Source organism: Streptomyces sp. NPDC107581 (genome assembly GCF_055657175.1).
This window is the reverse complement of record NZ_JBVKBH010000007.1, coordinates 410,558-434,189: the sequence shown is the minus strand read 5'-3', so window position 1 is coordinate 434,189 and position 23,632 is coordinate 410,558. Positions and strand designations below refer to the sequence as shown.

The 23,632-nt window shown below is 72.3% G+C and carries 24 protein-coding genes; 16 read left to right on the top strand and 8 right to left on the bottom strand.

All coding sequences use genetic code 11. The features are described from left to right. Window positions 1-130: 130 nt before the first annotated feature. Window positions 131-1,090, top strand: a complete 960-nt coding sequence (locus tag ACZ7P3_RS20890; protein ID WP_472083886.1) for an RICIN domain-containing protein — start codon at window positions 131-133, stop codon at window positions 1,088-1,090. Between the two features lie 168 nt (window positions 1,091-1,258). Here ACZ7P3_RS20890 and ACZ7P3_RS20885 read toward each other — a convergent pair whose 3' ends face one another. Beyond that, the gene (locus tag ACZ7P3_RS20885) at window positions 1,259-1,612 is read right to left on the bottom strand and encodes a PLD nuclease N-terminal domain-containing protein (protein ID WP_472083692.1); all 354 of its coding nucleotides are present in this window, start codon (window positions 1,610-1,612) and stop codon (window positions 1,259-1,261) included. 77 nt (window positions 1,613-1,689) lie between these two features. Here ACZ7P3_RS20885 and ACZ7P3_RS20880 point away from each other — a divergent pair, with 77 nt between their 5' ends. The 9 genes from ACZ7P3_RS20880 (at window position 1,690) to ACZ7P3_RS20840 (ending at window position 9,976) form a co-directional block, all read left to right on the top strand. Beyond that, on the top strand, window positions 1,690-3,141 hold the full coding sequence (locus ACZ7P3_RS20880; RefSeq protein ID WP_472083690.1) for a menaquinone biosynthesis decarboxylase: 1,452 nt from the start codon (window positions 1,690-1,692) through the stop codon (window positions 3,139-3,141). Next, complete coding sequence (gene mqnP, locus ACZ7P3_RS20875) at window positions 3,138-4,040, top strand: menaquinone biosynthesis prenyltransferase MqnP (RefSeq protein WP_472083688.1); 903 nt, start codon at window positions 3,138-3,140, stop codon at window positions 4,038-4,040. Before ACZ7P3_RS20880 ends, mqnP begins: the two co-directional genes overlap by 4 nt. Before the next feature lie 91 nt (window positions 4,041-4,131). Continuing rightward, window positions 4,132-4,806 carry a UbiX family flavin prenyltransferase gene (locus ACZ7P3_RS20870; RefSeq protein WP_472083686.1) on the top strand — a complete coding sequence of 225 codons (675 nt, stop codon included), beginning with the start codon at window positions 4,132-4,134 and terminating at the stop codon, window positions 4,804-4,806. A 69-nt stretch (window positions 4,807-4,875) separates the two neighbouring features. Then, complete coding sequence (locus ACZ7P3_RS20865; protein WP_361118479.1) at window positions 4,876-5,331, top strand: Lrp/AsnC family transcriptional regulator; 456 nt, start codon at window positions 4,876-4,878, stop codon at window positions 5,329-5,331. A gap of 84 nt (window positions 5,332-5,415) precedes the next feature. Further along, window positions 5,416-6,579 carry an aminofutalosine synthase MqnE gene (gene mqnE / locus ACZ7P3_RS20860; RefSeq protein WP_472083683.1) on the top strand — a complete coding sequence of 388 codons (1,164 nt, stop codon included), beginning with the start codon at window positions 5,416-5,418 and terminating at the stop codon, window positions 6,577-6,579. Window positions 6,580-6,641: 62 nt separating this feature from the next. Next, on the top strand, window positions 6,642-7,166 hold the full coding sequence (locus ACZ7P3_RS20855; RefSeq protein WP_472083681.1) for a GNAT family N-acetyltransferase: 525 nt from the start codon (window positions 6,642-6,644) through the stop codon (window positions 7,164-7,166). A 75-nt stretch (window positions 7,167-7,241) separates the two neighbouring features. Next, window positions 7,242-7,550, top strand: a complete 309-nt coding sequence (locus tag ACZ7P3_RS20850) for a DUF4229 domain-containing protein (protein WP_472083679.1) — start codon at window positions 7,242-7,244, stop codon at window positions 7,548-7,550. Between the two features lie 10 nt (window positions 7,551-7,560). Beyond that, window positions 7,561-8,205 carry a TetR/AcrR family transcriptional regulator gene (locus ACZ7P3_RS20845; protein WP_472083677.1) on the top strand — a complete coding sequence of 215 codons (645 nt, stop codon included), beginning with the start codon at window positions 7,561-7,563 and terminating at the stop codon, window positions 8,203-8,205. Window positions 8,206-8,386: 181 nt separating this feature from the next. Beyond that, a complete protein-coding gene (locus tag ACZ7P3_RS20840; RefSeq protein ID WP_472083675.1) occupies window positions 8,387-9,976 on the top strand; it encodes a multicopper oxidase family protein in 1,590 nt (529 codons plus the stop codon). A gap of 190 nt (window positions 9,977-10,166) precedes the next feature. On the opposite strand, the gene ACZ7P3_RS20835 is transcribed toward ACZ7P3_RS20840, so the two are convergent. Both ACZ7P3_RS20835 and ACZ7P3_RS20830 read right to left on the bottom strand, forming a co-directional pair. After that, window positions 10,167-11,042 (bottom strand): MaoC family dehydratase, encoded by an 876-nt coding sequence (locus tag ACZ7P3_RS20835; protein WP_472083673.1) that lies wholly within the window; start codon window positions 11,040-11,042, stop codon window positions 10,167-10,169. Beyond that, a complete protein-coding gene (locus ACZ7P3_RS20830; RefSeq protein WP_472083671.1) occupies window positions 11,042-11,170 on the bottom strand; it encodes a hypothetical protein in 129 nt (42 codons plus the stop codon). The genes ACZ7P3_RS20835 and ACZ7P3_RS20830 overlap by 1 nt, the downstream gene beginning before the upstream one ends. Before the next feature lie 298 nt (window positions 11,171-11,468). Between ACZ7P3_RS20830 and ACZ7P3_RS20825 the strand changes: the two genes are divergently transcribed. From ACZ7P3_RS20825 to ACZ7P3_RS20805, 5 genes are all read left to right on the top strand, one after another. Next, window positions 11,469-13,397, top strand: coding sequence for an AMP-dependent synthetase/ligase (locus tag ACZ7P3_RS20825; protein WP_472083669.1), 1,929 nt, complete (start codon window positions 11,469-11,471; stop codon window positions 13,395-13,397). A 182-nt stretch (window positions 13,398-13,579) separates the two neighbouring features. Beyond that, entirely contained in the window at window positions 13,580-14,503 is a 924-nt protein-coding gene (locus ACZ7P3_RS20820) for a LysR family transcriptional regulator (RefSeq protein WP_472083667.1), read from the top strand. Between the two features lie 240 nt (window positions 14,504-14,743). After that, complete coding sequence (locus ACZ7P3_RS20815) at window positions 14,744-15,562, top strand: ATP-grasp domain-containing protein (RefSeq protein WP_472083665.1); 819 nt, start codon at window positions 14,744-14,746, stop codon at window positions 15,560-15,562. Window positions 15,563-15,674: 112 nt separating this feature from the next. Further along, on the top strand, window positions 15,675-16,469 hold the full coding sequence (locus tag ACZ7P3_RS20810) for an AfsR/SARP family transcriptional regulator (protein ID WP_472083663.1): 795 nt from the start codon (window positions 15,675-15,677) through the stop codon (window positions 16,467-16,469). A 139-nt stretch (window positions 16,470-16,608) separates the two neighbouring features. Beyond that, window positions 16,609-19,656 carry an AfsR/SARP family transcriptional regulator gene (locus tag ACZ7P3_RS20805; RefSeq protein WP_472083661.1) on the top strand — a complete coding sequence of 1,016 codons (3,048 nt, stop codon included), beginning with the start codon at window positions 16,609-16,611 and terminating at the stop codon, window positions 19,654-19,656. A gap of 425 nt (window positions 19,657-20,081) precedes the next feature. Here ACZ7P3_RS20805 and ACZ7P3_RS20800 read toward each other — a convergent pair whose 3' ends face one another. The 4 genes from ACZ7P3_RS20800 to ACZ7P3_RS20785 form a co-directional block, all read right to left on the bottom strand. Further along, on the bottom strand, window positions 20,082-20,285 hold the full coding sequence (locus ACZ7P3_RS20800) for a hypothetical protein (RefSeq protein ID WP_472083659.1): 204 nt from the start codon (window positions 20,283-20,285) through the stop codon (window positions 20,082-20,084). 149 nt (window positions 20,286-20,434) lie between these two features. After that, on the bottom strand, window positions 20,435-21,100 hold the full coding sequence (locus ACZ7P3_RS20795) for a class I SAM-dependent methyltransferase (RefSeq protein ID WP_472083657.1): 666 nt from the start codon (window positions 21,098-21,100) through the stop codon (window positions 20,435-20,437). Window positions 21,101-21,476: 376 nt separating this feature from the next. Then, window positions 21,477-21,791 carry an AzlD domain-containing protein gene (locus ACZ7P3_RS20790; protein WP_472083655.1) on the bottom strand — a complete coding sequence of 105 codons (315 nt, stop codon included), beginning with the start codon at window positions 21,789-21,791 and terminating at the stop codon, window positions 21,477-21,479. Further along, window positions 21,788-22,474 carry an AzlC family ABC transporter permease gene (locus ACZ7P3_RS20785; RefSeq protein ID WP_472083653.1) on the bottom strand — a complete coding sequence of 229 codons (687 nt, stop codon included), beginning with the start codon at window positions 22,472-22,474 and terminating at the stop codon, window positions 21,788-21,790. Before ACZ7P3_RS20785 ends, ACZ7P3_RS20790 begins: the two co-directional genes overlap by 4 nt. 68 nt (window positions 22,475-22,542) lie before the next feature. Between ACZ7P3_RS20785 and ACZ7P3_RS20780 the strand changes: the two genes are divergently transcribed. After that, complete coding sequence (locus ACZ7P3_RS20780) at window positions 22,543-23,106, top strand: helix-turn-helix domain-containing protein (RefSeq protein ID WP_472083651.1); 564 nt, start codon at window positions 22,543-22,545, stop codon at window positions 23,104-23,106. 92 nt (window positions 23,107-23,198) lie between these two features. Here the strand turns inward: ACZ7P3_RS20780 and ACZ7P3_RS20775 are convergent, their stop codons facing one another. Continuing rightward, window positions 23,199-23,402, bottom strand: coding sequence for a cold-shock protein (locus tag ACZ7P3_RS20775; RefSeq protein WP_046908818.1), 204 nt, complete (start codon window positions 23,400-23,402; stop codon window positions 23,199-23,201). Window positions 23,403-23,632: the final 230 nt, after the last annotated feature.

The window sequence follows — 23,632 nt, the reverse complement described above, 5'->3', positions numbered from 1 at the left end:
GGAGGCCGGTGCCGGGCCGGAGGGTGCGGGCGACGGGGAGGTCGGTGCCGGGCCGGAGGGTGCGGGCGATGGGGAGGTCGGTGCCGGGCCGGAGGGTGCGGGTGAGGCCGGGGCCGAGCTGGGGCCCGAGGTGGTCGTCCGGCCTCCTGAGCGGCGGAAGCAGGCCGAGCGGGGGCGGGAAGGGCGGCGGGAAGGGCGGCGGGAAGGGCGGCGGCCCCGGGTGCTGGTGGCCGTCGTCCCCGTCGTGGTCGTCGTCGGGGCGGCGACCCTGGCCTTCCAACTGCTGCCGTACGCCACCGGCAACGGCGCCGGCACCGGCCGGGACGGCGCTGCGGGCACCCCCGCGTCCTCCGTGTCCGCGTCGGCGGACGTGACGCCGGGCCGGTCCTCCGCCGCGAGCCCGTCCGGCACCGGGAAGCCGGGCGGGAAGGACTCGGACCCGCCGTCGGGCGGGAAGAGGTCCGGCACGGCGGGCCCGGGCAGCGGCAGGGGACGGGCGGACGGTTCCGGCGACCCGGGACCGTCGAGCGGCGCAGGCGGTGACACGGGCGGCGGCACAAGCGGCGGCCAGGGCAGCGGCAGCGGCTCCGGCTCCGGCTCCGGCTCCGGTTCGGGGAGTTCCGGAGGGTCCCACGGCTCGGGCGGCGGCTCCGGTGGCGGCTCCGGCGGCTCGGCCGGCGGTTCCCCGGGCGGCTCCTCCGGGGGCACGTCCACGACCAGCCCCGGCTCGGGCACCTTCCGGCTCCGGAACGGCGAGAACGGCGAGTGCCTGACCCAGGTCTACGGCTCCACGGGCCTCGGCGACTGCTCGTCCTCGACCGCCCGGTGGACCTTCCGCAGCGCGTCCGGCGGCAGCGTCAAGGTCGTCAATGTGTCGACCGGCGCCTGTCTGAGCGCCAACGGCAACGGCCAGGCCGTCTTCGTCGGCGACTGCTCCCTGAGCAGCAGCGTCCGGCTGTGGAGGACGGGCTCGGGCAACTCCCTGCGCACCGTCTTCGACGGCGGCTGCCTCGACCTCGCCTTCGGCGGCGGCGTGTCCGAGGCGACCTGCCAGTCGGGGGCCGCCTCCCAGAACTGGGCGAGGACCTGAGGCGGACACCCCACCCGGCGCCGCCCGAAGGCCGGGACCGTGTCCCGTCGGCGCCGCCGGTGGGCCACGGTGGACCCACCGGCCGGTCGCCCCGCGGAAGGTGCGGAGCCGCCGGAGCCGCCTGAGCCGCCGGAGTTCCAGCAGCCGCAGCCGCCGGAGTTCCGTGCGTCAGCCGTTCTCCGGGTCGTCCTGGTCGCCGTGGCCGCCCTGGTCCCCCTTGCCGCCCTGGTCTCCCTTGCCGAGGGACTTCAGGAACTCCGGGTTGTCGTCGGGGGCGACCCAGTTCGCGGCCGTGCCGCGGTGCCGCTCGGCGGGGGTCGAGCCGTTCGCCGGGGCGCGGCGCACCTTGCCGGTGATCAGCCAGGCGACCGGGCCCACCAGGACCCAGCCGAAGACCAGCACGATGATCACCCACACCACCTTCGGCAGGTGGCGCACCTCTTCCTCGGGGGTGTTCAGACAGTCCACGAACGCGTAGATCCACAGCGCCAGGACCAGCAGGGTCGGCAGATACCTGAGCATGGTCGTACGAGCTCCCGAATGAGGTGAGTCGGCCCCGGTGACGGGGCCAGGCTAGCGGGTGGCCGATACTGGGACACATGGCTTACGACGATCTTCGCTCCCTGCTGCGGGCGCTGGAGCGCGAGGGCGACCTCAAGCGCATCAAGGCCGAGGTTGACCCGTGTCTGGAGGTCGGGGAGATCGTCGACCGGGTGCAGAAGTCGGGCGGCCCGGCGCTGCTCTTCGAGAACGTGAAGGGCTCGGCGATGCCCCTCGCGATGAACGTCTTCGGGACCGACCGGCGGCTGCTGAAGGCGCTGGGCCTGAAGTCGTACGGCGAGATCTCCGAGAAGATCGGCGGGCTGCTCCGGCCCGAGCTGCCGCACGGCTTCATGGGCGTGCGCGAGGCCTTCGGGAAGCTCGGCGCGATGACGCACGTACCGCCGAGGAAGGTCAAAGAGGCTCCGGTGCAGGAGGTGGTCCTGACCGGCGACGACGTCGATCTGGACCAGCTGCCGGCCCTGTTCACCTGGCCCCGGGACGGCGGCTCCTTCTTCAACCTCGGGCTCACCCACACCAAGGACCCCGAGACCGGCATCCGCAACCTGGGCCTGTACCGGCTGCAGCGGCACGACCGGCGCACCATCGGCATGCACTGGCAGATCCACAAGGACAGCCGCAACCACTACCAGGTGGCCGCCCGGCGCGGTGAGCGGCTCCCGGTCGCGATCGCCTTCGGCTGCCCGCCGGCCGTGACCTACGCCTCCACCGCACCCCTGCCCGGGGACATCGACGAGTATCTCTTCGCCGGGTTCATCGCGGGCAAGCGCATCGAGATGGTCGACTGCAAGACGGTCCCGCTCCAGGTCCCGGCGAGCGCCGAGGTCGTCCTGGAGGGCTGGCTGGAGCCCGGCGAGATGCTCCCGGAGGGCCCCTTCGGCGACCACACGGGCTTCTACACCCCGCAGGAGCCGTTCCCGGCACTGAAGATCGACTGCGTGACCATGCGCAAGCGCCCGCTGCTCCAGTCGATCGTGGTCGGGCGCCCGCCGACGGAGGACGGCCCGCTCGGCCGCGCCACGGAACGCTTCTTCCTGCCCCTCCTCAAGATCATCGTCCCGGACATCGTGGACTACCACCTCCCCGAGGCCGGCGGCTTCCACAACTGTGCGATCGTCTCGATCGACAAGAAGTACCCGAAGCACGCGCAGAAGGTCATGCACGCGATCTGGGGGGCCCACATGATGTCCCTCACCAAGCTGATCGTGGTCGTGGACGCCGACTGCGACGTGCACGATCTGCACGAGGTCGCCTGGCGGGCCCTCGGCAACACGGACTACGCGCGCGACCTCACCGTCGTGGAGGGCCCCGTCGACCACCTCGACCACGCCTCCTACCAGCAGTTCTGGGGCGGCAAGGCGGGCATCGACGCCACGAAGAAGTGGCCCGAGGAGGGCTACACACGCGACGGCGGATGGCCGGACATGGTGGAGTCCGACCCGGATACGGCGGCCCTGGTGGACCGCCGCTGGAAGGAGTACGGCCTGTGAGCAGCGCCTCCGCGGCACTCCCGCAGCCGGGACGCACCAAGGCGTTCCTGCGCCTGGTGATGATCGAGCACTCGGTCTTCGCGCTTCCCTTCGCCTACATCGCCGCCCTGACCGCGATGTTCCAGTGGGACAGGAACATCCACTGGGGCCGGCTGCTGCTGGTCACCGTCTGCATGGTGGGCCTGCGCACCTTCGCGATGGCGGTCAACCGGATCATCGACCGCGAGATCGACGCCCGTAACCCGCGCACCGCCCACCGCGAACTGGTGACCGGCGCGATGTCGGTGAAGCACGCCTGGACGGGTGCCCTGATCGCCCTGGTGATCTTCCTGGGCGCGGCGGCCCTGCTGAACCCGCTCTGCCTGGCCCTCGCCCCCATCGCGGTGATCCCGATGGTGGTCTACCCGTACGGGAAGCGGTTCACGAACTTCCCGCAGGCCATCCTGGGCCTGGCCCAGGCGATGGGCCCGGTCGGCGGCTGGCTGGCCATCTCGGGCTCCTGGTCCTGGGACGCGGTGATCCTGGGACTGGCCGTCGGCATCTGGATCGGCGGCTTCGACCTGATCTACGCCTGCCAGGACGTCGAGACCGACCGCGAGATCGGCGTGCTGTCGGTCCCGGCGCGCTTCGGCATCCCGGCGGCGATCTGGGGCGCGCGGGTGTGCCACACCCTGACGACGGCCCTGTTCGTCTGGTACGGCCTGGCCACGCACGCCGGCGCTTTCTTCTGGCTCGGTCTGGTGATCGTCGCGGGCGCCTTCGGCTACGAGCACCGCATCGTCCGGCCGCACGACCTCTCCCGGCTCAACAGGGCGTTCTTCAGCGTCAACGGCTTCATCGGCATTGCCCTGTTCGTGTGCGCGCTGCTCGACCTGCTGGTCCGGGGTCTGACCGTCTGAGCACGGTCCGGCCGTGGACCACCTGCACGGGGCCACCCCAAGGCACCCCACCCGGCCTGAGCACGAGGCGACCCGCCGGTACGCTCAAGGTGTGAACGCAGGAGAAACGCAGCGCGCGCCTTGGATCGTGGGGGTGTCCGGAGCTTCCGGGACGCCGTATGCGGCTGCCGTGCTGCGGGGGCTGCTGGACGCGGGGGAGGCCGTCGACCTGGTCGTCAGCCGGGCCTCGCGGCTGACGCTGCTGGACGAGACGGGGATCTCGTTCCGGGACGCGCACTGGCAGGAGGACCTGCGGGAATGGCTGGCCCGGGGCGCCGACGGAAAGCCCGGGACCTTCGACGTGGACGTCAGCGGGGTGCGGTACTGGAGCGCGGGGGATCTCGCCGCCGGACCGTCCTCGGGGTCGTACCCGGCGCGGGGGATGCTCATCGTCCCGGCCTCCACGGCCTGTGTCGCGGGTGTCGCCCTCGGCCTGTCCAAGGATCTGCTCCAGCGAGCGGCGAGCGTCACACTGAAGGAGCGGCGGCCTCTCGTCGTGTCCGTACGGGAGACCCCCTTGAACGGTCAGACCCTGCGGCACCTCGTCGCGCTGGACGACGCGGGGGCGAGTGTGGTGCCTGCCTCGCCCGCCTTCTACGCGGGCGCGACCCACATCCAGCATCTGGTGGACTTCGTCGCCGGGCGGGTGCTGGACGCTGCAGGCGTCGGGCACGGGCTGTACCGGCGCTGGAAGGGCGAACTGGGCGGCGGCTCAGCGGTGCGGTAGGCGGGCACGTCGCAGTACCTCTCATCACTTCGGGAACTTCAGAACTTTCCAGGGGAAGGCTTCGATCGCATGGACGCGGTGGACAGGCAGCTCATCCAGGCCCTGAGGGAGAACGGCCGGGCCTCCTATGCGGAGCTTGGACGCCTCGTCGGCCTGTCGGGACCCAGCGTCACCGACCGCATCAACCGGCTGGAGGCGGCCGGTGTCATCACCGGCTACCGCGCCACCGTGAACGCGGCCTCCCTCGGTCTCGGCGTGACCGCGCTGATCGGCATCTCGCTGTCCGACGCGGCCGACCACGAGGACGTGGCCCAGCGGCTGAAGGAGCTCACCGAGATCGAGGACTGCTGGTTCATCGCCGGCGACGACTCCTACATGCTCAAGGTGCGCGCGACGGACGTGGACGGGCTGGAGCGGATCATCCGGCGGCTGAGCGGGACCAAGGGCGTGTCCCGGACCCGCACCACCATCGTGCTCTCCACGAAGTGGGAGAACCGGGTCGGAGAACTGCCCGAAGAGGTGTAGGCGCGCTCAGCGCCGTACGGGGGCTCCGCACGCCGGCAGGGCGGGGGAGTAAGTTTGGCCAGGCTGTCGTAGAAAGGTGTTGGCATGGACGTCGGGCTCAAGCGCGAGCTGGAGGAGAAGGTCCGCTCCGGTGAGCGGCTGACCCGCGAGGACGGCATCGCTCTGTACGAGTCGGACGACCTGGCCTGGCTGGGCGGCCTCGCGCACGAGGTGCGGACGCGCAAGAACGGTGACGTCGTGCACTTCAACGTCAACCGGCACCTGAACATGACCAACGTGTGCACGGCCTCCTGCGCCTACTGCTCCTTCCAGCGCAAGCCGGGCGAGAAGGACGCGTACACGATGCGCATCGAGGAGGCCGTCAAGCTCGCCAGGACGATGGAGTCGGAGAACCTCACCGAGCTGCACATCGTCAACGGCCTGCACCCGAACCTGCCGTGGCGCTACTACCCGCGCTCCCTGCGCGAGCTGAAGGCCGCCCTGCCGGGCGTGTCCCTGAAGGCCTTCACGGCCACGGAGATCCACCACTTCGAGACGATCTCCGGGCTGTCGGCCTCGGAGATCCTCGACGAGCTGATCGACGCCGGTCTGGAGTCGCTGACCGGCGGCGGCGCCGAGATCTTCGACTGGGAGGTCCGGCAGCACATCGTGGACCACCGCACCCACTGGGAGGACTGGTCCCGCATCCACCGCCTGGCGCACGAGAAGGGGCTCAAGACCCCCTGCACGATGCTCTACGGCCACATCGAGGAGCCCCGCCACCGGGTGGACCACGTGCTGCGGCTGCGGGAGCTGCAGGACGAGACCGGCGGCTTCCAGGTCTTCATCCCGCTGCGCTACCAGCACGACTTCGTGGACATGAAGGACGGCAAGGTGCGCAACCGCCTTCAGGCGCGCACCCAGATGGCGACCGGCGCCGAGGCGCTGAAGACCTTCGCCGTCTCCCGTCTCCTCTTCGACAACGTTCCGCACGTGAAGGTCTTCTGGGTGATGCACGGCGTGCAGACCGCCCAGCTCGCCCTCCAGCACGGTGCCGACGACATGGACGGCTCGGTGGTCGAGTACAAGATCACGCACGACGCGGACAACTACGGCACCCCGAACAAGCTGACCCGCGAGGACCTGCTGGACCTGATCCGCGACGCCGGCTTCCGTCCGGTGGAGCGCAACACCCGCTACGAGATCATCCGCGAGTACGACGGCCCGGACCCGCTGCGCCGGGAGTCGCCGCAGCCGATGCGGGTGTGAGGACCGCCTCGTACCGGCAGGGACGGCGGCATGAGCGTGCGGGTAATGGATAGCATCCCTGTATGCCCCTTACCTTCACGCTCGATCCCGGCGTCGACCGCCCCCTGCGCGACGGCATCCTCGACCTGTGGACGGACGTCTCCAACGCCGGCGGGGCCGTGGGCTTCGTGCCTCCGGTGTCCCGCGAGGAGGTCCGGCCGGAGCTGCTGCGGCACTTCACGCGCATGGCCGAGGGGCACACCCGGCTGCTCGCCGGGCACGACGGGGCCGGGCAGGTGGCCGCCACGGCGTTCTTCACCTTCAACGCCCATCCCCTGATGAGGCACTGGGTGTGGCTGTACACCGTGATGGTCCACCCGAAGCACCAGGGGCAGGGCCACGGCCGCACGCTGCTGGCGGCCGCGGCCGACGCGGCCCGCACCTTCGAGGGCATAGACGCGATCCGGCTGACCTGCCGGGGCGGCCTCGGCCTGGAAGGGTTCTACGGCTCCTGCGGCTACAAGGAGGTCGGCCGGATCCCCGGCGCCATCCGGGTGGCACCCGGCGACGACCGGGACGACATCGTCATGCTGCTGCCGCTGACCTGACCCCCCTGCAAGATCGGGGCCGCACCGTGCTTCACTGGACGATGGCCCCTTTTGGAATCGGAAGAGTGGATTGAGATGCTCCGCTACACGCTGATGCGCCTCGGAGTCTTCGTCGGCTGCCTCGTCGTCGTCTGGGGAGCCGTCTACTCCGGCATCTTCCCGCGCGGTTTCGGCGACTCCAACTTCCTGTGGGTGCTCCTGCTCTCCCTGGTGCTCTCGGCGCCGATCAGCTGGGTGGTGCTGCGCAGGGAGCGGGACCGGGCCTCCGTGCAGATCGTCGGCAGGGTCGACCGGATGAAGGCCAACCTGGAGGCCAACCGCGCCCAGGAGGACGAGGTCGACGACACCGCGCGAGCGCAGGGCCAGGCAGCCGCACCCAACTAGTCTTGCCCTCATGGGTGCCGTGAAGACCAAGCGGATGCCGAGAGCGGTTCGCGAGCAGCAGATGCTCGATGCCGCCGTGCAGATCTTCGGGCGGCGCGGCTACATGGCCGCCTCGATGGACGAGATAGCCGAACTGGCGGGCGTGTCCAAGCCCTTGGTCTATCTGTACCTCAACTCGAAGGAAGACCTCTTCACGGCGTGCATCCGCCGTGAGGCCGACGTGCTCACGGCGGCCGTGCGCGCCGGTGTCCGCCCGGGCCTGCCCGCCGACCGCCAGCTCTGGGACGGGCTGTGCGCGTTCTTCGCGCACACCGCCGAGCGTCCCGACGGCTGGTCCGTGCTGCACCTCCAGGCCCGCACCCACGGCGAGACCTTCGCCGCCGAGGTCGCCGCGATGCGCGAGGAGATCGTCGCGTTCGTCACCGAGTTGATCGCGGTCGCGGCCCGTGAGGCGCACTGTGACCCCGACCTGCCCGAGCGCGAGGTGGCCGGGCTGGCCGAGGCGCTGGTCGGCGCCGCCGAGTCCCTCGCCGCCTGGGCGAACGCCACCCCGGGGACCACGGCCCGGCAGGCGGCGGCGACCCTGATGAACTTCGCCTGGGCGGGCCTGGGCAGCCTGATGGCCGGACGGCCCTGGACTCCGCCCGCCGGCTGAGGTTCCGCTACGCGGTCCGTCGGCCGCGGTCCCATGACGCATGATGCGGCCCGCCGGTCGAGGTCCTCCCGTGACGCGGTCCGAGGCGCCGCCCGCCAACTGGGGCACCGCAGGCCAACATCACCGACGCGCATGCCGCATTTCCCCCCCATATCAGCACAAAGCGTGTCTTATTGCAGCCATGCATCTCTTTTCGCGGCGTTCCCTGCTCCGTGCCCCGTTCGCTGCCGCGGGCGTGGGACTCCTGCCCGCCCGTGCCGACTTCGCCCTCCGCCCGCAGTACGACCCCGCGGGAAGCGCGCTCAGCGAGGCCGGCCTTGCCCCGCCCGGGCCCGTCGCATATGTCGACCCGTCGGGACCGGAGGTTTTTGCCGCCGAGCGCAGACGCGGTGCCGGGCCGGTGCGCAGGTTCGGGTTCACCGCCGCCGAGTCCACGCTGGACCTGGGCGGGAGGACCGTCCGGAGCTGGGCCTACGACGAGAGGCTGCCCGGTCCGACGGTCCGCATCACCGCCGGTGACGTCCTGAGCCTCACCCTCGCCAACCGGCTCCCGGCCGGCACCACGCTGCACGCGCACGGAGTGCGGCTGCGCTGCGACATGGACGGCGTCCCCGATGTCACCCAGAACTCCGTGCGCCCGGGAGCGGACTTCACCTACCGCTTCGCCGTCTCCCACCCGGGCACCTATCTCCTCCACTCGCATGTCGGGCTCCAGCCCGACCGTGCGCTGTACGCCCCGCTCATCGTCGACGACCCGAGAGAGCCCCTCTCCTACGACCAGGAGTGGGTCGTCGTCCTGGACGACTGGGTCGACGGGGTGGACGGCTCCACCCCCGAACGCGTGCTCCGCCAACTCCGGCCCGGCGCGGGCACGTCCATGACGGGCGGAAGCATGGCCATGGACCCCGGCAGGAGCCGCCTGCCGCTCGGCCCCTCCCGGGTGCTGCGCAGGTCGCACAGCGCCCTGCTGGACAGCGCCGGGGGCAATATCGCCTACCCGTACTACCTCGCCAACGGCCGTCTGCCGGCCAGCCCCCCGGTGTTCCGGTGCCGCCCGGGCGACCGCGTCCGGCTGCGCATCATCAACGCGGGCTCCGAGACGGCCTTCCGGGTGGCGCTGGGCGACCACACCATGACCGTCACGCACACCGACGGCTATCCGGTGGAGCACACGGAGACCGACGCCCTCCTCCTCGGCATGGCCGAGCGGTACGACGTCCTCGTCACCGCCAAGGACGGCGTCTTCCCCCTCGTCGCACTCGCCGAGGGGAAGCAGGGACAGGCCCTCGCCGTGCTGCGCACCGACCGGGGAAGGTCCGTGCCCGCACGGGGCGTCCGCCCGGACGAGCTCCAAGGACAGGTCGTGTCCGCGCACGGCCTCGTACCGGACGACTCCGTGGCCCTGGACGAGCACGAACCCGACCGCGAGCTGCGCATCAGGGTCACCGGCACCATGCGGAAGTACGACTGGGGCTTCGACCACCAGCCCTACGACCCGCGCAGGCGCCACCCGGTGCGGGCCGGTGAACGGGTGCGGCTCACCCTCATCAACGCCACCGACATGTGGCACCCCCTGCACCTGCACGGCCACACCTTCGCCATGGCCGGCCTCAGCGACGCCGGCGCCCGCAAGGACACCGCGGTGGTGCTGCCCCACCGCAAGCTCGTCGTCGACTTCGACGCCGACAACCCGGGCCTGTGGATGCTCCACTGTCACAACCAGTACCACTCGGAGAGCGGCATGATGACCATCCTCGGGTACCTCAAGTGACGGGGTGATCCAGCAGGCGCCACCCGGCCGTGGTCGTCACCCCTCACGCCCGTATCGGCAGGGGGCGAGGGGGGGCGGCCGTTCGGCAGGACCGGCTGTCCTGCCGTGGCGGGTGGCGGGTGGCGGGTGGCGATGCCGGGCCGGAGGCGGCCACGGCCCCCGGTCGGCCCGCCCGGGGACCGTGCCTTCGCTACGGCAGCGGCCGTACCTCTCCGGTCAGGTGCAGCTGGTCCCGTTCGCCGCGCAGCTCGAAGCGGCCGTTGCCGTCCGTGCCGTATGCCACCGTTCCCGGCAGCAGCACCGGTGCCCGGAACCGGGCCCGGACGAGGGCCGCGCCGGGTGTGCCGTGGGCGGCCAGGCAGCGGGCCGCGGTCCACATGCCGTGCGCGATGGCCCGCGGGAAGCCGAAGGCGCGGGCGGTGAGCGGGTGCAGGTGGATGGGGTTGCGGTCCCCGGAGGCCGCGCCGTACCGGCGGCCGACGTCCTGGGCGATCCGCCACCGGGCCACCGCGGGCAGCGGGGGCGGGGGCTCGTGCGAGGGCTCGCCGGGCCCGTCGGTCCGGTGCCGGGCGAGATCGGTCCGGTGCCGGGCGAGATAGGTGCTCCGCGACTCCCATACGACGTCCCCGCCGGTCCGCAGCTCCGTGACCACCATGGCTTCGGTGCCGCGCCGGTGCGGCACCAACCCTGCGATGTGGACGGCCAGTTCGTACTCCTCTGCGGCCGGCAGGCCGGTGCGGCGGACGATCTCGATCGAGGTGTGGACCAGGCCGAGCAGCGGCAGCGGGAAGTCCCGGCCGCTCATCAGGCGCATGGCCAGCGGGAAGCCGAGGACGTGCGGGTAGGTGACGGGCAGCGCGTCCTCGCCCTCGGCGGTGCCGGTGGCGAAGCCGCACACCCGCTCGTAGGCGGCCAGCCGGTCCAGGTCCACGCGCAGGCCCGGCAGCACCAGGCGGGTGCGCGGGAAGTCCGCCTGCGGGGACGGGCGCTTGAAGGGGGAGCGCAGGGCGCCGCGGGCCAGCAGCGGGGCCAGCGCGGGTACGGAGGCCAGGGTGACGGCGGTCATCACGCCCCCGGCAGGCCGCAGCCGCAGCCGCCGCCGCAGAGAGGGACGGCCTGGCCGCCGACCGCGCCGGAGGCCGGAGGGGCGGGCCGGGCGGTGGTCTCGGCGAAGCTCGGACAGCGGTCGGCCATGTCTCGCTCCCAGGGTCCCAGGTGCTTACTCTGGAGTAAGGTTACCGGAGGTAATCCCCTCGGTCGGGCGGTGAGCACGAGAAGTTGAAGGGATGTCACGAAATTTCCGAGGCTGCACACCTCTGGCCCCGGACCACCCCCGAACCCGCACAGGCCCCCCACAGCCGGCCCGTACGATCACCTGCCTAACCGCCGGTAACCCCTTTCCATGGCCCACCGCCGGTGAACGCCTCCGCGCACGAGGTACGTACGTCATGCAGCACCAGCAGTTCACCGCTGCACGCCCCAGGAGCCGCCCGTGTCCACTGCTCATGTAGTCCACCCCACCGACTACGACGGCGCCCCGGTCCTCGTGGAGCCCGAGATCCGCCGGCTGGACGGCGCCGTACGAGAGGCGTACGTCCCGCCGTTCGCGCCGCCCGTGCGCCACGGCTCGCTCGCGGACCTTCCGTTCGACAACGCCGGGGCGGCCCCCGGCGCCGTGGTGCTCAGCCGCAGGTTCGCCGACGGCCGCTGGACCGACGTGACGGCGGCGGACTTCGCCGGGCAGGTGCTGGCGGTCGCGAAGGGGCTGATCGCGGAGGGCCTGGTGCCGGGCGACCGGATCGCCGTGATGGCCCGGACGACGTACGAGTGGACGCTCCTCGACTTCGCCGCCTGGGCGGCCGGCCTGGTCACGGTCCCCGTGTACCCCACCTCCTCCGTCTTCCAGACCCGCTGGATCCTGCATGACTCCGGCGCGGTGGCCCTGGTCACGGAGACCGCCGGCCAGGCCGCGGCGATCAGCCCCGAACTGGAGCGCATGCCCGACCTCAGGCACCTGTGGGTGATGGAGAAGGGGCACGTGGAGCGGCTGGCGGAGCTGGGCGCCCCGGTGCCGGACGGCGAAGTGGGCGTACGCCGGGGCATGCTGGGCCCCGACACCCTCGCGACCCTCATCTACACCTCGGGCACCACCGGCCGCCCCAAGGGCTGCGCACTCTCGCACGGCAACTTCTTCGCCGAGGTGGACAACGCCATCGAACTCCTCCACCCGATCTTCAAGGCGAAGTCGGGCGAGGACGTCTCGGTGCTGCTCTTCCTGCCGATGTCCCATGTCTTCGGACGGATGGTGGCGATCGCGTGCGTGCGGGCCCGAGTGCGGCTCGGACACGCGCCCAGCCTGAAGGCGGAGGAGCTGCTGCCCGACCTGGCCGCCTTCCGGCCGACCTGTCTGCTGACCATCCCGTACATGCTGGAGAAGATCTTCAACTCCGCGCGGGCCAAGGCGGAGGCGGGCGGCCGGGTGTCCGTCTTCGACCGGGCGACCACGGTCGCCGTACGGTACGGCGAGGCGCTGGAGGCCCGGCAGACCGGTGCCGGCAGCGGCCCCGGCCGGGCGCTGAGGACGGCCCGTACCTTCTACGACCCCCTCGTCTACCGGCGCATCCGTGCCGCCATGGGCGGCAGGGTCAAGTACGCCATCTGCGGCGGCTCACCGCTCGGCCGGCGCATGGCCGCGTTCTACGCGGGCGCCGGCATCGAGATCTTCGAGGGGTACGGCCTGACCGAGACCACCGCCGCCTCGACGGTGACCCCGCCGCTCAAGCCGCGCCTGGGCACGGTCGGCTGGCCGCTGCCCGGCACCCGGGTACGGATCGCCGCCGACGGGGAGATCCTGCTCTCGGGCGACCACGTCCTGCGCGGCTACTGGGACCCGCAGGCGGGCGGGGTCGTCCCCGCGACCCGGGACGGCTGGCTGCCCACCGGCGACCTCGGCGAGCTGGACGACGAGGGCTATCTGACCATCACCGGCCGCAAGAAGGAGCTGCTGATCACCGCCGGCGGCAAGTCGGTGGCGCCGGCGCCGCTGGAGAACTGGCTGCGCCAGCACCCGCTGATCTCCCAGTGCATGCTCGTCGGCGACGCGCGGCCGTACGTCGCCGCCCTGATCACCCTCGATGCCGACGGCATCACCCACTGGCGTCTGATGAACGGCAAGCACCCGGTGCCGCCGGAACTGCTGATCGGCGACCCGGAGCTGACCGCGATGCTGCAACGGGCACTGGACGAGGCCAACAAGCTGGTGTCCCGGCCGGAGACCATCCGCCGCTTCGCCGTCCTGCCCGTGGACTTCACCGAGGAGGCGGGCCATCTCACGCCGTCGATGAAGCTGCGGCGCGAGCAGATCATGCGGGACTTCGCGCCGGAGGTGGAGGGGCTCTACGAGCGCCGGGACGGGCGCTGACGCCCCTGCGGAAGACGGTCGGCACCCGCTCCTGCCGGTCCCGCCCCGGTCCGGACTCGGCGGGGGGCGTGGAGCGGGTTGCCGCCTGGGTCGATCGCGGCCCGCCACCGATCCTCGTACGGCCGCCGGGTCCAGTCAATCCTAAGATTTTCTTCGTAAACCCCAGTGTTAGCTTGGGGGTTGTGACCCTCGACGACCTTCGTGTGTTCGTGGCCGTGTGCCGGGCGGGCAGCCTCAGTTCCGTCGCCCGCGAACTGGGCTGCACCCAGTCCGCCGTCAGCCAGCACGTCAAACGGCTCGAACGGGAGACCGGCGTGGCGCTGCTGGAGCGGCAGCCGCGCGGAGTGGTGCCCACCCAGGCGGGCCGGGTCCTCGAAGCGGCGGCGGCCGAGGGGATATCGGGCCTCGATCTGGCGGTGCGCCAGCTGCGCGATCTGGTTGACGGGCACAGCGGACACGTCCGGGTGGCCACCGGAGCCACCACCGTGCGGCACTTCATGTCCGACGCCGTCGTCACCTTCCGGCGCCGCCGTCCGCAGGTCAACCTGGAGTTCCGGACCGTCAGTTCGGGCCGCGGCAGCTTCGACGCGCTCACCGACGGCACCCTGGACCTCGCGTGGATCACCCTCGGCCCACCGGTGCGCGGCATCGAGCAGCGGGCCGTGGTCGAACTGCCCTGGGTGCTCGCCGTCCCCGCCGACGACCCGCTGGCCGCGCACCCCCGTCTCGACGCGGCCGGCCTGGCCGACGTACGGCTCATCCGGCTGCCGCCGAACTCCGCCTCCGCGGCCCATCTGGACGCCGCCTGCGCCGAGGCGGGCGTCCGGTTCGCCTACGACACCAGCGTCGCCGACTGGGACACCGCCCTGCTCCTGGCCGAGCTGGGCGCGGGGCGGGCCGTCGTCCCCGCCGTACCCGGGCTGCCCGTGCCGGGCGAGGGCGCGCTCAGGCTCGTACCGCTGCCGGGGCTGCGGCCCCTGCCGGTCGGCTGGGCGGTGCGCCGCTGGGACGCGCTCAGCCCGCCGGCCCGGGCCTTCGCGGACACCGTGGTGGAGCGCTGCGGCCGGCCCGGCGGGAGCCGGCCGGCTCATGCCCCCACCCGGTGAAACTGCCGGACAGGGGCATAAACCGGGTGTTCTGTTTTTGCCGTGAATCCGCCCGCGGCAAGTGCCGGGGAGCGGGTAGCGTTCTAGATGGCGATCCACTCGTGTCCATGGTTTGTCACGCACGCGGAAGAAGTGAACGTCTTGGGTCAACGCCCTCGGGAACCGGCCGGGATCGGATCGGTAACGCCCACTCGTAGCCTGCCTTTCCACCCTCGCCGACTCCGTCCCCCGAGCAGAGGCATGAAAGAAGACAACGACGTCCGCCGGATCTTCCTGCTGAACCCGGACCCCCGCCTCGTCCGCGAGGCCGCGCTCGCGGGCGCTCAAGTGCGTTCCGTCCGGGTCGATGTGACGGATGATTCGGCGCTGCGCGTATCCCTCGCCCAGGCCGCCGAGGCCGGGCTGTGCGTCAACCCGGCCCGCGCCCTCAGGGTGCTGTCCGACCCGGCGGCCGTCGGGCGGCTGGTCCGCGACAACCGCCTGTCCCCGGGCGGCGCAGGGGCCGGGACCGGCGATCTGCGGCTGACCGTCGAGACGCTGAGTGTGCACGGCATGCACCAGGCCGTCGGCATCACCGCCCGGATGCCCTACGGCCTGCTCCACCCCGCCCCGCTCACGGACGACACCGCCGCCGAGGTGCGTGCGGTGGTGACCGCACTGCTGGATCTGGCCGGCTACCAGTACGGGCCGGCCCACGCGGAGGTCACCCTCACCCCGGGCGGACCGGTGATCACCGGCTGCCGGGCGGGCCTCGGCGACGATCCGGTGCCGGAACTGGTCAAGGTGGCCGGCGGGTTCGACCTGGCGGCCGGAGCCATCGAGGTGCTGGCCGGACGGCTGGTCCACGCGGCGCGCCCGAACCGGTTCGCCGCCGCGGCCGTGCTGGCCCCGCCGTGGCTGCTGGAGACCGCCGAGGTGGGCGTCCTGCCGCACGTCCGGTTCGTCGCCCCGCCCAAGGCCCCGCGCCCCGGGCACCTCGTCGTGCACGCCGACTCGCCCGACGTGGCGGCCCGGCGGGTGGCCTCCCTCAGAACGCTGGTCGTCGGCGACGACCACTGACCGGCCACCGGGAACGGATCGGGAACGATTCGGTACGGAACGACCGCACTGTTGATACGTCGCCGGAAGAAGGACGACGACGCCAGCGACATCAACGGGAGGCGGAGTCAGGATGCTGAAGTTCGCGATCCTCGGGGCACTGCAGATCCGTACCGTGTCCGGTCCTGCGGAGATCTCCGGCGACCTGCAGCGCACCCTGGTGCAGACCCTGCTGATCAGCGAGGGCCAGCCGGTTTCGGGGGAGAGCCTGGTCGAGGAGATGTGGGGCGACGCCGGGCCCGACAACCAGGCCAACGCCCTGCAGGCACACGTCAGCCGGCTGCGCCGCAAACTGCGCGGCCTGGAGCCGGGTCGGCCGGACTCCAGGGTGACCATCCACCCCTCCGGCTACCGGCTGACGGTGGCGGAGGGCGAGCTGGACGCCGACGAGTTCGTGCGCACGGTACGGCAGGCCGAGGCGGCCTCCCACGGCGACCCGGTCCGCACCGCCCGGCTGCTCGGCGCGGCGCTCGCGCTGTGGCGCGGTCCGGTCTTCGGCGGGTTCGCGGCCGGCGCCCTGTGCCAGCTGGCCGGCGCCCGCTACGACGAGTACCGCATGCGGGCCATGGAGCTGCGCTTCGACGCCGAACTGCGGCTCGGCCGGCACGCCGCCGTCCTTGCGGAACTGGCCGAGGCACACACCAACCACCCCCTGCGCGAGCGGTTCTGCGAGCAGCTGATGATCGCCCTGTACTGCTCGGGACGGCAGGCCGACGCCCTCGACGTGTTCCGCCGGATGCGCCGCCATCTCGACGACGAGCTCGGTATCCAGCCATCTCCGGCGCTGCGCCAAGTGGAAAGCGCCATCCTCTGCCATGACCCGGCCCTGGTGGGCGATGCGCGATCTACGCTGCTACAGCTCGCGTGAATGCGGTCGGCCGGGTGTGCGCACGACACGCAACGCGGGTAACGTGAAGTCGCCTTCCCGTGTGGCTCGTTCGGGTACAACCTAGGATTGGCCCGAATATCTCGGGCTGGCCTGGGCAACGGGGCGGGGGGACGGGTTTGTGGAGTCGGCGGCATCCGGTCTGCCTGTCTTACGGTTCAACATCCTCGGCGCGCTGGAAGGCTGGCACGGTGAACGGCGGCTGAGACTCGGCAGCCCGACCCAGGAACGCGTACTGGTCACGCTGTTGCTGGAGCCGGGCCGCATGGTCCCCATGCCCCGGCTGGTGGCCGCCGCCTGGGACGACGAGCCCCCGCAGACCGCCGGCCATCAGATCCGCAAGGCCGTCGCCGCGCTGCGCACCCGCATCCCGGACGGCGCCTCGCTGATCGTCACCGACGGCGCCGGATACCGGGCCGTCCTGGAGGACCACCAGCTGGACCTCCACGAGTTCACCCGGCGCGCGCAGGAGGCCCGGCAGGCGGTGGCCGCCGGGCGGGCCGCCGAGGCGGTCGGCCATCTGCGGGCCTGTCTGGACCTGTGGCGGGGCCCGGTCCTGGCCGGTACCGGCGGCTCGGTGATCTCCGCGGCCTCCGCCGCTCTGGAGGAGCGGCACATGGCCGTCGCCGAGCAGTACTTCGAGCTGCAGCTCGAACTCGGCCAGTCCGGCGAGCTGGTCGGACCGCTGCGCGAGCTGATCACCGCGCACCCGCTGCGGGAGACCCTGCGCGGGCGGCTGATGCTCGCCCTGTACCGGGCGGGCCGGCAGGCGGAGGCGCTGGAGGAGTTCGGCCGGGTGCGCGAGCTGCTCGTGGAGGAGCTGGGCATCGACCCGGGCGCCGAGCTGACCCGGCTGTACGAGGCCATCCTGCGGGACAGCCCGGAAGTGGCCCCGCGGGTGCCGCAGTCCGTGGCCGACCGCGCCGCCCTCCTGCTTCCCGCGCCGCTCGACCGGCCGTCCGGATCCGAGCCGGCACCCTGCACCCTGCCGTACGACCTGCCGGACTTCACCGGCCGGGACGTCGAGCTGGCCCGGCTGCTGGAGGTGGGCCGGGACCCGGCCGGCGGAGGCACCCGGATCGTCGGTGTGGACGGCATGGGCGGCAGCGGCAAGACCGCCCTCGCCGTGCACGCCGCCCATCTGCTCGCCCCCGACTACCCGGACGGACAGCTCTTCGTCGACCTGCGCGGATTCAGCCCCGGCGAGAAGGCGCAGGAGCCGAGTGTCGTGCTGCACTCCCTGCTGCGCACCCTCGGCGTCCCGGACGACCGGATACCGGACGACCTGGAACGGCGCACCGTCTTGTGGCGAACCGTTTCCGCCCAGCGCAAGCTCCTGCTGCTCCTCGACAACGCCGCCGACGTCGCCCAGGTACGGCCGCTGCTGCCCGCCTCCGAGGACTGCCTGGCCATCCTCACCGGCCGGGTCCGCATGCTCGAACTCGACGGCGCCGAGTGGCTCCCCCTCGGCCTGCTCTCCGCCGACGACAGCACCACGCTGCTCACCCGCATGCTCGGCACCGACCGCACCGACGCGGAGCCGCACGCCGTCGGTCACCTCGCCCGGCTGTGCTGCGGCCTGCCCCTCGCGCTGCGCATCACCACCGCCCGGCTGCGCAACCGGCCCCGCTGGACCGTCCAGTACCTGGTCGACCGGCTCGCCGACGAGACCCGCAGGCTGCGGGAGCTGAGCGCCGGGGAACGCAGCGTCGAGGCCACGCTCCGGCTGTCGTACCAGGCGATGGAGGAGGACCAGCGCGCCGCGTTCCGGCTGCTCGGACTGCACCCGGGCAGCGCCATCGACGTCCACTCGGCGGCCGAGCTGCTCGGCGCGAACGTCCACGACGCCGAGGACCTCCTGGAACACCTGCTGGACACCCATCTGCTGGAGCAGCACGAGGCGGGGCTGTACGGCTTCCACGACCTGGTGCGCACCTACGCGATGAGCGTGCGGGAGGCCGAGGACGACGAGGAGGCCGCCGTCGGGCGGCTGGTCTCGTACTACACCCTGGCCACCGACGTCGCCTGCGACGTCCTCTTCCCCGGCCGCAACGCCTACGGCGACCCGCCGTCCGGAGGTGCGCCCGAGCTGCCCCCGCTGGACTCCGGCGACCGGGCGCTGCGCTGGTTCGACCGCGAGTACGACGCACTGCTCGCGGTCGTCGCCCAGGCGGGAACGCAGGGCCTGCACCGCTCCGCCGCGCTGCTCGCCCGCAACCTGCTCTTCTATCTGGACCTGCGGGGCAACTACGAGGAGTTCCGGGTGGTCGGCCGCATCGGCGTCGACGCCTGCCGGCAGCTCGGCGACCCGGCGCTGCTCAGCATCAGCCTGGGCAACCTGGCCGTGGCCCACTGGTGGCTCGGTGACTTCCAGGACGGGATCACCACCGCCCAGGAGGCCCTGGAGCTGGCCTCCGGCGACGACCGCCGGGGCGAGGCCATGTGCATCGGCGTGCTCGGCCTGCTGCACGGGGCGCTCGGCAACTTCGACGAGGCCCGCGCCCACCTCACCAAGGGCATCGCCCTGCACCGGGACCTGGGCTCGGCCCGGATGGAGGCCCAGGCGCTGGACAACCTCAGCACCGTGGAGACCTGGTCGGGCCACTACGCCGAGGGCGCCCGGTACGCGGCCCGGGCCACCGAGCTCAACCGGCGCCTCGGCGACCGCAGCAACGAGATCGCCTCGCTGACCTGGCTGGCGCTGGCCCACCTCGGCACCGGCGAGGACGAGCGGGCCCGGGCCTGCCTGGCCCAGGCCCTCGAACTGTGCGACGAGTCCCGCAAACCCGCCAACGTGGCCGTCGTCCTCGCCCACTGGGCGCAGGTCTGCCAGCGCCTGGGCGAAGTGCGCTCGGCCGCCGAGCACGCCGAGCACGCCCTGGACCTGGTCTCCGCCGAGGGCACGGCCCTGCGCCAGGCGGGCGTGGTGAACGTGGTGGCCCTGGTCCACCTGCGCCGCGGCGCGCCCGAACGGGCCCTGGAGCTGCACCGCCACGCCTATGAGCTGGCCTCCCGCCTCGGCTACCGCATCGAGATCGCCCGCGCCCTGCTCGGCATGGCGGAGGCGGCGCAGGCGCTGGGCGACGAACCGGCGGCCCATCGGCACCGGCAGGCGGCCGAGGAGCTGTACGACGCGATGGGAGTGGCGGAGACCGGGCGCCGCCTGTAGCCACGGGCCCCGCCCGTAGCCACGGGCCCCGCGGACACACTCCTCGCGGACACGCGGCGCCGCCTGTGGCCACCGGCCCCCGGACACGTTCCTCGCGGACACGCTCTTCGCGGGCTCGCGGGCTCGCGGGCTCGCGGGCTTGCGGGCTTGCGGGTGGGTTCCCGGTGCTGCTTGCGGGTGGATCCGGCGGTGCTTCCGGTGGGTCCGGCGGTGCTTGCGGGTGGGTCCGGCGGTGCTTGCGGTGGGTCCGGCGGTGCTTGCGGTGGGTCCGGCGGTGCTTGCGGTGGGTCCGGCGGTGCTTGCGGGTCGGTCCCGGCGGTGATGAGAGACGGTCCCGGCGGTGATGAGAGACGGCACCGACGGGGCATGACCCCGGCCGGTGCCGTCGATGTGCCGCCGTGCGCGGTTCCGTGGGATGCGCGCGGTCAGCCCCGGACGAAGCCGGGGCCCTGGCCGTTCGCCAGGGCCGGGGCGGAGTCCGCCTGATGGCCCGACAGGCCGGAGGCGATGCGCACCAGGCCGTCCTGCACGCCGGTCGCCGGAACGGCCGCCGCGGTGCCGAGTGCCAGGACGCCTGCGCCGGTGAGCGCGGTCAGAACCGTCTTCGTACGCAGTGCGATGGTGCGCATGTGCAACCCCCAGGAAGAGACGGATCGTGCTCCGGTCGCCGGGCCCCTCCCCGACGCCGCAACCGATGCTCGTGGGAAGCGGTCCCCATGCCGTCCCTACCGGTTACCGGCCCGGGTCGGGCCCCCGGTACTCCCGGTTTCAACCGTCGTTACGGCTCCTGGGACCGGGCGGGCTTCCGGGCGAACAGGAAGGCCTGGGCGGCCGATTCGCCCCGGTGCTCGGCGGGTTCGCGCACCGTGCGGGAGCCGAGCGCGAACCCGGCGTCCGTGAGCAGCCCGGCCAGGTGCTCGGGGCGCCGCCGGTGGAAGTCCAGCGCCACCGGATGGCCCCAGGGGTCCTCGATACGGCGGGGCGCGTCCCCGACCTGGAAGGCGAGCAGAAGACGGCCGCCCGGGGCCAGGACCCGGTGGAACTCGGCGAAGAGCGCGGGCAGCCGGTCCACCGGGGTGTGGACGGCCGAGTACCAGGAGACGACACCGGCCAGCTCGCCGTCGGCGAGGGCGAGGTCGAGCATGGAGCCCTGCACGAAGCGCAGCTGCGGGTGCTCGCGGCGGGCGACCGCCAGCATGGACGCGGACAGGTCGAGCCCGAAGACGTCCAGGCCGAGGGAGGCGAGGTGCGCGGTGACCCGGCCCGGCCCGCAGCCGAGGTCGGCCACCGTCCCGCCGGCGCCGACGAGTTCGGCGTAGGCGCCGAGCAGGGCCCGGTCCAGGGGCTCGGCGGCGAGCACGTCGCGGAAGTGGTCGGCGTAGTCGTCGGCGATGGTGTCGTAGAAGGCACGGGTGTCAGCGAGGAAGTCGCGGGCGTCGGTCATGGTGAGCGACCGTAGCGGGGCGCACTGACAGCCCTGTCGACCGCTTTCCCTCCCCCCGACTCGGGCCCACGGACAGCCGTTGCGGTTGCCTCTCGCCCCGCCGAGTCGGGGTCACGGACAGTCGTGGCGCTGCTTTTCGTCCCGGCGAGTCGGGGTCACGGACAGCCGTTGCGGTTGCTTCTTTTCCCAGCGAGTCGGGGTCGGCGACAGCCGTGGGGCTGCTTTCCTTCCCGCCGAGTCGGGCTCACCGACAGTCGTTGCGGTTGCCTCTCGTCCCGGCGAGTCGGGGTCACCGGCAGTCGTTGCGGTCGCTTCTCCTCCCGGCGAGTCGGGTGGTGGGTGGGCAGGGCTGGGCTGGGGTGGGGGACGCCGTGGGCTAGGTCAGTCCGGCCAGCCGCAGTGCCGCCGTCGTCGCGGCAGCGCCCAGCACCACCACCGGGAACGGTGCCCGCCGCCACGCCAGTACGCCGCCCGCCAGCACCCCGGCCGGGCGGGCCCACCCCGCGAAGCCCCCGCCCTCGGTCAGCGCTCCGGTGGCCAGCAGGGCGACGAGCAGGACGATCGCCGCCGCCGACGCCAGTTCCTGCGCCCGGGCCGGGATGGTCACCCGCCCGTGCAGCAGCGGTCCCACCAGCCGGAAGGCGTACGTCCCGACCGCCAGGGCCAGGATCACCGCGACCGTGGCGTTCATCCGGCGGCCTCCTGCGGGCGGCGGTGCAGGACCAGCCCGGCGAGCGCCAGCAGCACCGGCACCCCGGCCGGCACCGCGGGTGTGGCGGCCAGCGCCAGGGCGGCGCCGAGCAGCGCGCACCGGCGTACCGTCGCGTCCGCGCGGACGGCGGGGAGCACCAGGGCCACGAGGACGGCGGGGAAGGCCGCGTCGAGGCCGTAGCGGGCGGTGTCGCCGAGGGCGCTCCCGGCCAGTGCCCCGGCCAGCACACCCGTGTTCCACACGGCGAACAGGCCGAGTCCGGAGATCCAGAACGCCCTGCGCCGCCGTACCGGATCGCTCTGGGCGAGGGCGAAGGCGACCGTTTCGTCGGTGACCAGATGCGCGCCCAGGAAACGGGTCGCTCGACCGGTATCGAGGATGTCGGCCACCGCCAGACCGAAGGCCGCCGTCCGGGTGTTGAGGAGCAGTCCGGTGGCCGCTGCGGCGAACGGGCCGCCGCCGGCGAGCAGCACGCCGACCGCGCTGAACTGAGCCGATCCGGCATACACCACCAGTGACATCAGCACCGGCACCCACACCGGCAGCCCCCCGGCGACGGACACCGCACCGAAGGAGACGCCGACGATCCCGCTGGCCAGCCAGACCAGGGAGCTGTCGCGGACCAGTGAACCGGTCTCGGGTGTTCGGAGTGGCGAACGCATGTTCATTATGATGGACAGCAGGACATCTGTCCGTCAAGGCGAACGATCGTACCGATGGAGCGAACGGCATGACCGAACCCCCCGCCCGGCTCCCGCTGGAGTGGATCGCCGCGTCCCTCAAGCGCGAGCGCACCCGCATCGGGCTGTCCCTGTCCGAGCTGGCCAAGCGCGCCGGGATCGCGAAGTCCACGCTGTCCCAGCTGGAGGCGGCGAGCGGGAATCCGAGCATGGAGACGATCTGGGCGCTGGCGGTGGCCCTCGGGGTCCCCTTCAGCGCGCTCGTGGAGCCGCCCGTGCCCGCCGTCCAGGTGATCCGGGCCGGCGAGGGCCCCATGGTGCACTCCGAGCGGTCCAGCTATCTGGCCACCCTGCTCTCGGCGAGCCCGCCGGGCGCCCGCAGGGATATCTATTACGTCTGGCTGGAGCCCGGGACCGTACGCGATTCCGAGCCGCACATTCCCGGGACCACGGAGCACATCGTGGTCGCCGAGGGGGGAGTCAGGGCCGGGCCGCGCGGGGAGGCGGTCGAGCTGGGGCCCGGGGATTACCTGTCGTACCGCGGGGACGTGCCGCACGCGTACGAAGCCCTCGCCGCCGGAACGAAGTTCGTGCTGATCATGCAGCACATGTGAACCGGAAATGAACGGGAAAAGGCAGGAGCCCCGTCGCCGGAAGGCGTGGGGCTCCTTGGGTACTGCACTCAGGTTCTGCGATCAGGCAGTGATCAGACGGGGGTGACGTTCTCCGCCTGCGGACCCTTCGGGCCCTGCGTCACGTCGAAGTTCACCTGCTGGTTCTCCTCGAGGGAGCGGAAGCCAGAGGCGTTGATCGCGGAGTAGTGAACGAAGACGTCGGGGCCGCCGCCCTCCTGGGCGATGAAGCCAAAGCCCTTTTCGGCGTTGAACCACTTAACGGTTCCGGTAGCCATAAGCCCTCCTTGGGCTCAAAAGGGTTGCCCTGCTCCAGAACCTGCACGTGCGAAACGGTGCTGCACAACTGCATTCGTCTGAAAACGACGAGAGCCCGCGGTTACATGCTCCGCAGGCTCTGTACTGCAAGGGAAACCAAACTGCAACTTGCGGCGAGCCTAGCACGAGGGCAGCCGAAAGCAATAGAGGTCAAGATCACGTCACCCGAATGTTTGAATCCTCGGAGGGG

Coding starts and splice junctions, on each gene's coding strand:
- ACZ7P3_RS20885 (WP_472083692.1), bottom strand. CDS start 1,612: ATGCTCAGGTATCTGCCGACCCTGCTGGTCCTGGCGCTGTGGATCTAC.
- ACZ7P3_RS20880 (WP_472083690.1), top strand. CDS start 1,690: ATGGCTTACGACGATCTTCGCTCCCTGCTGCGGGCGCTGGAGCGCGAG.
- ACZ7P3_RS20865 (WP_361118479.1), top strand. CDS start 4,876: ATGGACGCGGTGGACAGGCAGCTCATCCAGGCCCTGAGGGAGAACGGC.
- mqnE (WP_472083683.1), top strand. CDS start 5,416: ATGGACGTCGGGCTCAAGCGCGAGCTGGAGGAGAAGGTCCGCTCCGGT.
- ACZ7P3_RS20855 (WP_472083681.1), top strand. CDS start 6,642: ATGCCCCTTACCTTCACGCTCGATCCCGGCGTCGACCGCCCCCTGCGC.
- ACZ7P3_RS20850 (WP_472083679.1), top strand. CDS start 7,242: ATGCTCCGCTACACGCTGATGCGCCTCGGAGTCTTCGTCGGCTGCCTC.
- ACZ7P3_RS20845 (WP_472083677.1), top strand. CDS start 7,561: ATGGGTGCCGTGAAGACCAAGCGGATGCCGAGAGCGGTTCGCGAGCAG.
- ACZ7P3_RS20840 (WP_472083675.1), top strand. CDS start 8,387: ATGCATCTCTTTTCGCGGCGTTCCCTGCTCCGTGCCCCGTTCGCTGCC.
- ACZ7P3_RS20835 (WP_472083673.1), bottom strand. CDS start 11,042: ATGACCGCCGTCACCCTGGCCTCCGTACCCGCGCTGGCCCCGCTGCTG.
- ACZ7P3_RS20830 (WP_472083671.1), bottom strand. CDS start 11,170: ATGGCCGACCGCTGTCCGAGCTTCGCCGAGACCACCGCCCGGCCCGCC.
- ACZ7P3_RS20815 (WP_472083665.1), top strand. CDS start 14,744: ATGAAAGAAGACAACGACGTCCGCCGGATCTTCCTGCTGAACCCGGAC.
- ACZ7P3_RS20810 (WP_472083663.1), top strand. CDS start 15,675: ATGCTGAAGTTCGCGATCCTCGGGGCACTGCAGATCCGTACCGTGTCC.
- ACZ7P3_RS20800 (WP_472083659.1), bottom strand. CDS start 20,285: ATGCGCACCATCGCACTGCGTACGAAGACGGTTCTGACCGCGCTCACC.
- ACZ7P3_RS20795 (WP_472083657.1), bottom strand. CDS start 21,100: ATGACCGACGCCCGCGACTTCCTCGCTGACACCCGTGCCTTCTACGAC.
- ACZ7P3_RS20790 (WP_472083655.1), bottom strand. CDS start 21,791: ATGAACGCCACGGTCGCGGTGATCCTGGCCCTGGCGGTCGGGACGTAC.
- ACZ7P3_RS20785 (WP_472083653.1), bottom strand. CDS start 22,474: ATGCGTTCGCCACTCCGAACACCCGAGACCGGTTCACTGGTCCGCGAC.
- ACZ7P3_RS20780 (WP_472083651.1), top strand. CDS start 22,543: ATGACCGAACCCCCCGCCCGGCTCCCGCTGGAGTGGATCGCCGCGTCC.
- ACZ7P3_RS20775 (WP_046908818.1), bottom strand. CDS start 23,402: ATGGCTACCGGAACCGTTAAGTGGTTCAACGCCGAAAAGGGCTTTGGC.